This is a genomic window from Flavobacterium hiemivividum (genome assembly GCF_004349145.1).
Classification (GTDB): domain Bacteria; phylum Bacteroidota; class Bacteroidia; order Flavobacteriales; family Flavobacteriaceae; genus Flavobacterium; species Flavobacterium hiemivividum.
The window spans coordinates 455635-467804 of record NZ_SMFO01000001.1 but is presented as its reverse complement, the minus strand read 5'-3'; the positions used below and the strand labels follow the sequence as shown (position 1 = coordinate 467804).

10 protein-coding genes are annotated in these 12170 nt (G+C 35.1%); 3 read left to right on the top strand and 7 right to left on the bottom strand.

The window, feature by feature from the left end:
* Nucleotides 1-43: 43 nt before the first annotated feature.
* Nucleotides 44-775: a phosphatase PAP2 family protein gene (locus tag E0F98_RS02085; protein ID WP_132108714.1), complete on the bottom strand. Its 732-nt coding sequence runs from the start codon at nucleotides 773-775 to the stop codon at nucleotides 44-46.
* 68 nt (nucleotides 776-843) lie between these two features.
* Between E0F98_RS02085 and aat the strand changes: the two genes are divergently transcribed.
* Entirely contained in the window at nucleotides 844-1485 is a 642-nt protein-coding gene (aat, locus tag E0F98_RS02080) for a leucyl/phenylalanyl-tRNA--protein transferase (protein ID WP_132108712.1), read from the top strand.
* Nucleotides 1486-1961: 476 nt separating this feature from the next.
* Here the strand turns inward: aat and E0F98_RS02075 are convergent, their stop codons facing one another.
* The gene (locus E0F98_RS02075; RefSeq protein WP_132108710.1) at nucleotides 1962-2522 is read right to left on the bottom strand and encodes a DNA-3-methyladenine glycosylase I; all 561 of its coding nucleotides are present in this window, start codon (nucleotides 2520-2522) and stop codon (nucleotides 1962-1964) included.
* Nucleotides 2523-2714: 192 nt separating this feature from the next.
* Between E0F98_RS02075 and E0F98_RS02070 the strand changes: the two genes are divergently transcribed.
* Nucleotides 2715-4838 (top strand): M3 family metallopeptidase, encoded by a 2124-nt coding sequence (locus tag E0F98_RS02070; protein ID WP_132108708.1) that lies wholly within the window; start codon nucleotides 2715-2717, stop codon nucleotides 4836-4838.
* 76 nt (nucleotides 4839-4914) lie between these two features.
* Here E0F98_RS02070 and tsf read toward each other — a convergent pair whose 3' ends face one another.
* The 4 genes from tsf to rplM form a co-directional block, all read right to left on the bottom strand.
* A complete protein-coding gene (tsf, locus tag E0F98_RS02065; RefSeq protein ID WP_132108706.1) occupies nucleotides 4915-5739 on the bottom strand; it encodes a translation elongation factor Ts in 825 nt (274 codons plus the stop codon).
* A 139-nt stretch (nucleotides 5740-5878) separates the two neighbouring features.
* Nucleotides 5879-6679: a 30S ribosomal protein S2 gene (gene rpsB / locus E0F98_RS02060; RefSeq protein ID WP_132108704.1), complete on the bottom strand. Its 801-nt coding sequence runs from the start codon at nucleotides 6677-6679 to the stop codon at nucleotides 5879-5881.
* Between the two features lie 171 nt (nucleotides 6680-6850).
* The gene (rpsI, locus tag E0F98_RS02055; protein ID WP_132108702.1) at nucleotides 6851-7237 is read right to left on the bottom strand and encodes a 30S ribosomal protein S9; all 387 of its coding nucleotides are present in this window, start codon (nucleotides 7235-7237) and stop codon (nucleotides 6851-6853) included.
* Complete coding sequence (gene rplM, locus E0F98_RS02050) at nucleotides 7237-7692, bottom strand: 50S ribosomal protein L13 (RefSeq protein WP_007137451.1); 456 nt, start codon at nucleotides 7690-7692, stop codon at nucleotides 7237-7239. Before rplM ends, rpsI begins: the two co-directional genes overlap by 1 nt.
* A gap of 352 nt (nucleotides 7693-8044) precedes the next feature.
* Here rplM and E0F98_RS02045 point away from each other — a divergent pair, with 352 nt between their 5' ends.
* On the top strand, nucleotides 8045-9070 hold the full coding sequence (locus E0F98_RS02045; RefSeq protein WP_132108700.1) for a LacI family DNA-binding transcriptional regulator: 1026 nt from the start codon (nucleotides 8045-8047) through the stop codon (nucleotides 9068-9070).
* Nucleotides 9071-9180: 110 nt separating this feature from the next.
* On the opposite strand, the gene polA is transcribed toward E0F98_RS02045, so the two are convergent.
* A complete protein-coding gene (gene polA / locus E0F98_RS02040) occupies nucleotides 9181-12021 on the bottom strand; it encodes a DNA polymerase I (RefSeq protein ID WP_132108698.1) in 2841 nt (946 codons plus the stop codon).
* Nucleotides 12022-12170: the final 149 nt, after the last annotated feature.

Sequence of the window (12170 nt, the reverse complement as noted above, 5' to 3'; positions counted from 1 at the left end):
AAAAAAAGCCTTGAGATTCAAGGCTTTTTTTGTTTTATAGAGTTTAGAAATTCGGTTTTATAAGAATTCCCAAGCCGTTAGTGGCGCCAAACTGAGGGTAGATAAAGGCAGCGTTGCTTTTCTTTCGGCCAAATTTAATTGACTGAAAAGGGTTGTAATTAGTGACTAAAATTCCGGATAGAATTCCAATTCCCGCTCCTGCTAATACGTCAGAGGAATAATGTTTGTTGTTTGCAATTCTAAGGATTCCTGTAGCAGTAGCAAATACAAATCCGCTACTGGCATACCAAAAATTTGAATCTTTGTATTCTTGAAATAATAAGGCAGCATTGGTAAAGGCAACAGCGGTATGACCCGAAGGGAAACTAAGCTTGTCAGAATGATCAGGTCTTTCTTCTTTTACCAGGTTTTTAGTGATTTGAACTACAGCCACAGCTAACGCATTAGCAACAAAAATATCTACTGTTTGATGTAAAACGGTGTTTTTAGGTTTGAAACCAATATATCTACCAGCATATATTTGAGCTATTGGTACCAAAGGTGTAAAATTATCAATTTTCGAATTAAAGTCAGTTCCAAAAAAAGTATTAGATCTTTCCTGGATACTAGAGTTTGGACTAGAATTTAATAAAAAGACGCCACTAGTTAAGAGTACTGTTGGTGCAATAAAGGTTTTGTAGGATAGTTTTTTATTAATGTCTAAACTATCAATTTTTTGACCATACATTTGCGGAACAAACAAAGCTAGTAGGAAAATTATAGATAATTTTTTCATTTTAAAAACATTCAAATCAATACGTTGTTCCAAATTTAATAGTTAGTTTTATATTTAAGTCTAGAATCATGTTTTATTTATCAAAAGAGTTGTATTTCCCGCCAGTTTCTGAAACTAAGTCACACGGTATCATAGCAATTGGGGGTGATTTATCTTCAAATCGCCTGTTGCTAGCTTATAAAAGCGGGATATTTCCCTGGTTTGAAGATGGTGAACCCATTACTTGGTGGTCTCCAAATCCCAGAATGGTTTTGTTTCTGGATGAGTTGGTTATTTCAAAAAGTATGCGAAATATACTCAATAGAAATACTTTCGCCGTTACCTTCAATCAAAATTTTAGAGACGTAATGGCTAACTGTCAACAAATAAAACGCGACGGTCAAAACGGAACTTGGATTACTAATGATATGATTGAGGCGTATTGTAAGCTCAACGAAATGGGAGTAGCAAAATCAATTGAAGTGTGGCAAAATGACGAGTTAGTCGGTGGTTTGTATGGCATTGATTTAGGAAATGTTTTCTGTGGTGAAAGTATGTTTTCTAAAGTTTCAAATGCTTCCAAAGTGGCCTTTGTCACTTTGGTAAAACAGCTGCAACGAAATAATTATAAGTTGCTAGATTGTCAAGTCTACAACCCACATTTAGAAAGTCTGGGATGTCGCGAAATAGATAGATCCGACTTTATGAAGATTCTTCAAAATAGTAATTAGGGCCTAATCCAGCTGTTCGTTGCAAGTCCTCCTTCAAAAATCTTTTTTTCTAAAGCCATAAAAGGAGCTTCCTGCGGTTGCTCTTTTCTGTCTAGAAAAAATAGTTTTTTTCAGTCCGGGCTTTCCACTATCATCTGGGGCAAAGAAACGTAAAGTTCAAGAAACTCCACTTAAAATATCGCAACATTAGTTAGCAACACTTTTAAATCCGCCTTAATCAGTATAATCCGCGTGCCATTTTTTTAATCCAAAAAATTAAAAAGTAAGCTTCACAAACCTCCACTACGAAATTTTATATAAAACCAATTCATTACCCAAATTCTCATGCGCCATCATCGTGCCTGTCATTTCAAGTCAATATCCGTAATCGAATCTTGTAGACATTCAGTCTACCAAACCAAACCCATGGATTTTTAGGCAATAGTGGTTAGGTAGGGTAGTTCGCCCACTGCATCTAAGATGCAGAACATGGTTTACTATTTGCTCGTCCAGCAGTCGGCAATATGGTCGTTAATCATTCCTGTGGCTTGCATGTGTGCATAAACAACTGTTGAGCCTACAAATTTAAAGCCGCGCTTTTTTAAATCTTTGCTAATCGCATCAGAAAGTGGAGTAGTAGCAGGGACATCTTTGAGTGTTTTTGGGTTGTTGATGATGGGTTTTCCTGCTGTGAATGCCCAAATATATTTAGAAAAACTACCAAATTCTTCCTGTACTTTCATAAAAGCAATCGCATTTGAAACAGCGGAGCGCACTTTTAGTTTATTGCGAATAATTCCAGCGTCTAGAATTAGTTCTTGAATTTTTTCTTCAGAATAATTTGCTATTTTTTCATAGTCGAAATTGTCAAAAGCTTTTCTGAAATTTTCTCTTTTGTTTAAGATTGTAATCCAGCTCAGTCCAGCCTGAAAAGTTTCAAGTATTAAAAACTCAAATAAAGTTGGGTCGTCATATACGGGGACTCCCCATTCTTTATCATGGTATTCTTTATAGAGTTCGCTAGACAAACACCAGCCACATCTTATTTTAGTTTCCATATTATTAGATTTAGTAGAGCGTATTTTTTATGATTTTGGATTTTGTAATGTTACTGATAAAGTAATTAGCAGTCAAATTTAGTGTTTTATGTTAATTGATACTTATTTATGTTTGTAATCAAGGGAAAGCTGTATTTTTATGTTTTTAAAATATCAATTTAATATTGTTAATTTTTTATATCTATTTCGTTAATGAAAAACTTACTTACAATTTTTATGATGGCTACATCGATTCTAGCAACACATGCTCAAGACAAATCTGACAATCCGCTTTTGCAAAAGTGGAAGGGCCCATATGGCGGTGTTCCCGCTTTTAATGAATATAAGATTGCTGATATTAAACCAGCATTTGATGTTGCAATAAAAGAAAGACTTGCTGAAATTGATGCAATCGCTAATAACCCCAAGCCACCCACTTTTGAGAATACTATCGCGCAAATGGAGCGTTCCGGAAAAACATTTAGACGGGTTTCTACGGTGTACGGTATATTTTCATCAAATTTAAACAGTCCTGAATTTGTGCCTATTCAATCTGAAGTAGGACCTATGTTAGCCTCGCTTTCTAATAAAATTTATCAGAATAAAAAGTTATTCGAAAGAATTGAAACGCTGTATAACTCAGCACAAAAATCAAAGTTGACTAAAGAACAGCAACGCCTTATCTGGTTAAATTACACCAATTTTGTCAAAGAAGGTGCGAATTTAGATGCAGCAAGCAAGGAGAAAGTAAGTGAGATTAACACCAAATTAGCGACACTATTTTCACGTTTCAGTCAGAATTTATTAGCTGAAGAAAATAGTCAATATGTGGTGTTAAATTCAGAAGCTGATTTTGATGGTTTACCGGAAGGTTTGAGGAAAGCGGCTATGGCTCAAGCCAAAGAAAGAAAGCTTGCTGTAATGGGTTGTATTGGGAACACACGTTCGTTTGTCGATCCGTTTTTAACGTTTTCTACTCAAAGAGAATTGCGTGCGAAAGTATGGAAGATGTTTGTGAATAGGGGAGATAACGAAGATGAGTTTGATAATAAATCTACCTTGGTTGAAATACTACAACTGCGTGCTAAAAAAGCAAATTTAATGGGTTTTCCCACTTTTGCACATTGGAATTTAACCAATAAAATGGCCAAAAAACCAGAACGTACATTGGAATTAATGGAGTCAGTGTGGGAGCCGGCAGTGGCACAAGTTAAAAAAGATGTTGCAGCGATGCAAAGTATGGTAGATCAGGAAGGCGGTAATTTTAAAATTGCTCCATGGGATTATCGATTTTACAGTGAGAAAGTGCGTAAAGAGAAGTATGATCTAGATCAAAATGAAGTAAAAGAATACCTTCAATTAGAGAAACTAAGAGAAGGAATGTTTTGGGTTGCTGGCGAATTATTTGATATGCAATTTAGTCCAATAAATAATGTTCCTGTGTATCATCCAGATGTTCGCGTATGGGAAGTATCTAATAAAACGACCGGGAAGCAGATTGGGTTATGGTATTTTGATCCCTATGCCCGCAAAGGGAAGCGTTCTGGAGCATGGATGAATGCATATAGAAATCAAGAGAAGTTAGATGGTGAAGTGTTAACTATTGTTTCTAACAACAGTAATTTTATTAAAGGAGCAGATAATGAGCCGGTTTTAATTTCGTGGTCAGATGCAACTACATTATTCCATGAATTTGGACATGCTTTACACGGTTTAAGTTCTAATGTCACCTATCCAACATTAGCTGGAACTGCGGTAGCAAGAGATTATGTAGAATTTCCATCACAGATATTAGAGCGTTGGTTAGAAACTCCAGAAGTACTAAATAGATTTGCTTTGCATTATAAAACGAATGAGCCTATTCCTCAAAAACTAGTGGAGCGTATAGGACAAGCTTCTACTTTTAATGAAGGGTTTTCAACAGTAGAAACTTTATCGAGCTCATTAATTGATATGAAATTACATTTAGCGGGTGATGTAGTTATTGATCCAGTAGCGTTTGAGAAAGAAACATTAGCTAAACTTAATATGCCGTCGGAGATTGTAATGCGTCATCGCATACCGCAGTTTGGACATATATTTTCTAGTGATGGATATGCTGCAGGATATTATAGTTATTTGTGGTCTGACGTTATAAGTGCTGATGCTTACGGTGCTTTCACAGAAAGTGAAGGTCCGTATGATAAAAAAGTAGCGAAGAGATTGTTTGACACTGTTTTTAGTGTTGGTAATACTACGGATCAAGAAGAGGCATACAGAGCTTTTAGAGGTCGGGATCCAAAATCGGATGCTTTGATGGAAGCGAGAGGTTTTGCTTCTCCTTCGAAAAAGAAATAAAAAATATAGGACATAAAAAAAAGAGCGATTTGAATTTCAAATCGCTCTTTTTATATGTTTAAAGTTGAACTAGGGATTATCCTAAAGCAGCTCTTTTGAAACCTGTAACGATAAGATCTTTATCTAAAGATTTAACATAAGCAGCAACGCTTAGTTTGTTGTCTTTAATGTAATCTTGGTTTACTAATGTGTTATCTTTAAAGAAACGAGCTAATTTACCTTTAGCGATGTTATCTAACATTCCTTCTGGTTTTCCTTCTTGACGAAGTAAATCTTTAGCAATTTCGATTTCTTTTTCGATAGTTACTGCATCAACACCAGCTTCGTTCAAAGCGATAGGAGACATAGCAGCAGCTTGCATAGCAACGTTTCTAGAAACTTCGTCAGCACCAGCAGGAGCAGCAGATAAAGCTACTAAAGTAGCAATTTTGTTTCCAGAGTGGATGTAAGATCCTACGAATGCACCTTCTAATTTCTCAAAAGTTCTGATTTCTAATTTTTCTCCGATAACTCCAGTTTGCTCGATAAGTTTATCAGCAATAGTAATTCCGTTGAAATCTGAAGCTAAAAATGCTTCTTTAGAATCGTAGTTTAATGCTTGATTAGCCATTTCAGTAGCCATCTTTACAAAGCTTTCATTCATACCTACGAAGTCAGTCTCACAGTTTAGTGTGATAACAACACCAGTAGTTTTGTCAGCATTAACAACAGCGATTGCAGCTCCTTCAGTAGATTCTCTATCTGAACGGTTTGCAGCTACTTTTTGTCCTTTTTTACGTAGGTTTTCGATTGCTAATTCAAAATCACCATCAGCTTCCACTAATGCTTTTTTACAATCCATCATTCCAGCACCTGTAGCTGTTCTTAATTTATTTACGTCTGCAGCAGTTATTGTTGCCATGTTGTGTATTTTTTATAAGGTTAAAAGTAAAAATTCCAACTCTTAAATCCCAAACTCCAACTTAATCAAATTATAAACGGTAGGTTTCTAATTTTTTTTGGGGAATTTGGAATTTAAAATTTGGAATTTAAATAATGTTTTATTCTTCAGTTGCTGGAGCCGCTGTTTCAGCAGCCGGAGCTGCAGTTTCAGTTGCTACTGCTTCAGTTGCTGCAGGAGCCGCTTTTTCAGTTGCTTCTTCTTTATCAGAACCTCTATCAGAAAGTCCTTCAGTGATTGCAGCTGTAACTAAAGTTAAAATTTTATCGATTGATTTAGAAGCATCATCATTTGATGGAATTACGAACTCTACTTCACGAGGATCAGAGTTAGTATCAACCATTGCAAAAACTGGAATGTTTAATTTTTGAGCTTCTTTTATTGCGATGTGTTCAGCTTTGATATCTACTACAAATAATGCAGCTGGTAATCTTGACATATCAGAAATTGAACCTAAATTTTTCTCTAATTTAGCACGAAGACGATCAACTTGTAAACGCTCTTTCTTAGAAAGGGTCATGAAAGTACCATCTTTCTTCATTTTATCAATAGTTGCCATTTTTTTAACAGCTTTACGGATAGTTACGAAGTTAGTTAGCATTCCACCAGGCCATCTTTCAGTGATGTAAGGCATGTTTGCAGCTTTTGCTTTTTCAGCAACGATGTCTTTTGCTTGTTTTTTGGTAGCAACAAATAATATTTTTCTACCTGATGCTGCAATTTTTTTCAAAGCTTCATTAGCCTCTTCAATTTTTGCTGCAGTTTTATATAGATTGATAATGTGAATACCATTACGTTCCATATAAATGTAAGGAGCCATATTTGGATCCCATTTTCTAGTCATGTGTCCAAAGTGGACACCTGCTTCTAGTAATTCTTTTACTTCTACTTTGTTTGACATTTTTTGTACTAGTTTACGTTCTGTTGATTAGCAATGTATGAATGGCGATTTCTCGGCTAAATACATTTAGATGCTAAACTAATTCCTACCTCGGTAGGCAACAACAACATTGTTTTAAATTCAATAATAAACTCAATAAGTCTTGAATAAAGGTACTCAAGACAGGCAATATTAACGTTTCGAGAATTGAAATTTCTTACGAGCTTTCTTTTGACCGAATTTCTTACGTTCAACCATTCTTGGATCTCTTGTCAATAAACCTTCTGGTTTCAAAACTAATCTGTTTTCAGCGTTAACTTCGCACATTGCGCGCGCTAATGCCATTCTTACAGCTTCTGCTTGTCCAGTTGAACCACCTCCATAAACGTTTACTTTTACATCAAAGTTAGTTGCATTTTCTGTCATAGACATTGGTTGCATTACTTTGTACTGTAAAGTAGCTGTTGGGAAGTAAGTTGCGAATTCTTTTTTGTTTACAGTGATTACTCCTGTTCCTTCCGAAACATAAACACGTGCAACAGCGGTTTTTCTTCTACCGATTTTGTGAATAACTCCCATTACTTAAGATCGTTAAGGTTAACTGTTCTCGGTTTTTGTGCACCTTGTTTGTGCTCTGAACCTACAACAACATTTAAATTTCTAAAAAGTTCAGCACCAATTTTGTTTTTTGGTAACATTCCTTTTACAGCTTTCTCTACTAGTAATGCAGGGTTTTTAGATTGCAATACTTTAGCAGTTAGAGTTCTTTGACCTCCTGGGTAACCTGTGTGACGCATGTAAATTTTCTCGTCCATTTTGTTACCTGTAAGGTTGATTTTTTCTGAGTTGATAACAATTACGTTATCTCCACAGTCAACGTGCGGTGTGTAACTTGGTTTGTACTTACCTCTCAAAATCATAGCGACTTTTGAAGCAAGACGACCTAAGTTGTGCCCATCTGCATCTACAACAATCCACTCCTTAGTAACGGTGGCTTTGCTTGCTGATTGAGTCTTGTAGCTTAATGCGTCCATAATATTTTTTTAATTAAACATTCCATCCCCATTAAAGGGGATGCAAAAGTACAATTATTTATTTTAAAAGCAAATACCTTAAAAGAATAATTTTTACACGTTTTATACCTGATTATCAATTGTATATTTAATGTGCCGTGGTTTGCTTCTCTTTTGTAAATTTACATTATGGCGTGTTTCTATTTTTATATTACTTTTGTTGTCGAAATAAATTTTTATATTGCGAGGTGATAATTAAAAAGCAGGGGCTTAGAAATAGCAATTCGCAAGAAAAAGTAGCTATTATTTATTTAATTAGTAGATTAAATAGGTTTCTCTTATATTATTGATAATGTCAATACATACTTAAATTATGAAAGTCAAAGCAACTCTTAAACAAATAGCAAAAGAACTTAACGTTTCTGTTTCCACAGTGTCGAAGGCACTTAACGATAGTCCTGAAATTAGTGATCAAACAAAAATAAAAATTAAGGAATATGCGAAGCTTAAAAATTATAAGCCCAACGTAATTGGTTTAAATCTTAAGAATCGTAAAACAAAGACCATTGGTGTTATTATACCTAATATTCTTAATTCTTTTTTTGCCAAAGTATTCAGCGGTATCGAAAAAGTAGCTGATGAAAAAGGATATAACGTTATTATGTGCATTTCTAATGAATCGATGGACAAGGAAGCACATACTTTAGAAATGTTGAGTAATGGAACCATCGATGGATTTATTTTGTCTGTTTCTGAAGAGGCGCAAAAACTTCAAGATTATTCTCACTTTAAGGAAATAATTAATGATGGAACTCCTATAGTAATGTTTGATAGAATTGCTGATGGTGTTGAATGTGACAAAGTAATTGTAGACGACTTTGATTCGGCATTAAATTCTACTCAGCGATTAATTGATTTGGGATGTAATAATATTGCCTTATTGTCTTCTGTAGATAACTTGAGTGTTGGAAAATTAAGAGCTGACGGGTACTTGAAAGCTTTAGAAGATAATAATATTCCAATAAATGAAAATATAATTCTTCGCACTGATTCAGAAGAAGATTTAAAAAACAGAATTGAAGCTATATTCAACAATAATGCAATCGATGGTGTTTTAGCTTTAGATGAGAATGATTCTGTTGCAGCTTTAAAAATTGGATTAAAAAAAGGATTTAAAATTCCGGAAGAACTTTCGATAATTGGTTTTGCTGATGGGATTTTAGCTTCGCGCCGATTGACACCAAGTTTAACTACCATAAGTCAACACGGAGTTGAAATAGGTGAAGTAGCTGCTAAATTACTTATTGACCGGTTGGAATCTAAAGAGGTAAATATTCCTTATGAAACAGTTGTCATTAAAACAAAACTGAAAGAAAGAGAGTCTAGTAGAGTAAGATAATTATAAAAAGACGGAATAAAACTAAAAAATCCATCGCCTCGGCAGATGGATTTTTTAGTTTTATACATTGTCAAAGTTTAGAACTTTGACAATGTTATTTATATAACTTACTAATGCGCTTCAAGCCAATCTTTACCCATACCTAAATCAACGTCTAAAGGAACTTCAAGTTTGAATGCATTTTCCATTTCGTGTTTGATCATCGGTTGGATTTTTTCTAGTTCACTATTGTGTACATCAAACACAAGTTCATCATGAACCTGTAGCAACATCTTGCTTTTCCAGTTTTGTGAGGTTAGTTTTTTATGGATGTTGATCATGGCGATTTTAATAATATCAGCTGCGCTTCCTTGTATTGGTGCGTTTACGGCATTCCGTTCTGCGCCGCCACGTACCATTGCGTTTTGGGAATTAATATCTTTTAAATAGCGACGACGTCCAAGTATAGTTTGGACATAACCATTATCGCGTGCAAATTCAATTTGCTCTTGGATGTACGACTTCAATCTTGGATATGTTTTGTAATACGCTTCTATTAACGCTGCACTTTCGCTTCTTGATAATGAAGTTTGATTGCTCAACCCAAAAGCCGAAACCCCGTATATAATTCCGAAGTTTACTGTTTTTGCGTGACTTCTTTGTTCGCGGGTCACTTCTTCTAAAGGAACATCAAATACTTTTGAAGCAGTAGATTTGTGAATGTCTTCGTGATTTAGAAACGCTTTTATCATGTTTTCCTCGCCACTCAAAGCTGCAATAATACGCAGTTCAATTTGAGAGTAATCGGCAGATATTAAAGTGTAATTTTCATCTCTGGCAACAAATGCTTTTCTAATTTGGCGTCCTCTTTCTGTACGAATCGGGATGTTCTGCAAGTTTGGATTATTCGAACTCAAACGCCCCGTTGCGGCTACCGTTTGCATGTAATCAGTGTGGATGCGACCGGTGATTTTATCCACTTGGTTGGGTAATGCATCAACATAAGTATTTTGTAATTTTATCAATTGGCGCCAGTTCAAGATGTCTTGCACGATTGGATTGTCATTAGCTAAATAGCTCAGTACTTCTTCGCCCGTGGCGTATTGACCGGTTTTTGTTTTCTTTTGTTTGGCGCCGCCAATCTTTAATTCGTCAAATAAAACTTCACCTAGTTGTTTTGGCGAAGCCAAATTAAAGGAATGACCTACAGTTTCGTAAATATTTTTTTCTAATAATTTAATATCATTATCTAATTCTTTCGAAAGTGATTGTAGAAAATCGACATCCACGCGGATGCCTTCTTTTTCCATATCAGCTAATACTTTGACTAATGGAATTTCGATTTCGTCAAAAAGCTTTTTGGTTTCTGTTTTGTCTAACTCAGTAGTAAAAATTTCTTTTAATTGAAGTGTTATGTCAGCATCTTCGGCAGCGTATTCTTTGATTTGTTCTAATTCTACCTCGCGCATCGACTTTTGGTTTTTTCCTTTTTTCCCAATTAAGTCTTCAATCGGTTTTGGGGAATATTTCAAATAAGTCTCTGCTAAGATATCCATGTTGTGACGCATGTCTGGATTTATTAGATAATGGGCAATCATGGTGTCAAATAACTTTCCTTCTACAGTGATACTATAGTTAGAAAGTATTTTTAAATCGTATTTTAAATTTTGTCCAATTTTCTCAATAGTTGTATTTTCGAAAAAAGGAATAAATTTTTCAATCAGCGCTTTTGCTTCATCTTGGTTTTCTGGAAATGGCACGTAAAATCCTTTTCCTTTTTCATAAGAGAAAGAAATTCCCACTAGTTCAGCATGCAAGGCATCTAGTCCGGTAGTTTCAGTGTCGAAGCAAACAGAAGTTTGTTTTAGTAAATTTTGTAATAATAATTTAAGACCTAAATCTCCTTGAATAATTTGATAGGAATGTTCAGTGTCTTCTAATGTACTGTAATATTTAAGGTGTGCGTCTTCAGAAGATTCATCTGCAATTGCACTTCCGAAAAGATCAAACTGATCATCGTTTTTTTGTTGTGCTTTTTTAGGGGAGTTATTATCTTCAGCTGGAGTACTAGAAGTTGCGGTTCCGCCTTTTTTAAATATGGCATCAAACTGCTCTGCCATTCGTCTAAATTCTAACTCATTAAATAGCGCATCTGTTTTTTCGACATCTGGAGTTGATAACTCATAATCTTTTTCGTCAAAAACAACTGGGCAATCCAGAAGAATAGTCGCTAAAGTTTTCGATAAAATACCTTTCTCTTTATTAGCTTCAATATTCTCCTTCATTTTTCCTTTTAGCTTGTCAGTGTTTGCTAAAAGATTTTCCATGGACCCGTATTCTTTCAAGAATTTCTTAGCGGTAACTTCGCCTACGCCAGGTAATCCCGGAATATTGTCAGCGGCGTCGCCCATCATTCCTAGGAAATCAATCACTTGTTCCGGTCTTTCAATTTGGAATTTTTCCAATACCTCTGGAACACCCCATATTTCGATTCCATTACCCATTCTGGCGGGTTTGTACATAAATATATTTTCAGAAACCAATTGTGCAAAATCCTTGTCTGGAGTGACCATATAGACTTTATAGTTTTCTTTTTCGGCTTGTTTTGCAATAGTCCCTATCAAATCATCAGCTTCATAGCCTTTAACTTCGATAATAGGAATATGCATGGCTTTCAACAAAGATTGAATGTATGGCACAGCGATTTTTATGGCTTCGGGAGTGGCGTCACGATTTGCTTTGTATTCAGGGAATATCTCATTTCTTAACTGGCTTCCGCCATTATCAAAAGCGACCGCTAAATGGTCTGGTTTCTCTCTTTTGATAACATCCATTAAGGAATTCATAAATCCCATAATCGCCGAAGTATCCATTCCTTTAGAATTGATTCTTGGGTTTTTTATAAAGGCATAGTATCCTCGAAAAATTAAAGCGTAAGCATCGAGTAAAAAGAGACGTTTTTGTTCTGACATGATTGTGATTTTGTAAAGATTTCAAAAGTACAAAACTTAAAAGATAAAGAATACTCAGATTGTATAATTTCTTGATGTTCTAATTTTCGGTGACCATCATTTTAATGGAATAAGGCTTTGGGAATTTTTTTTCGAAAAGGACTATAATT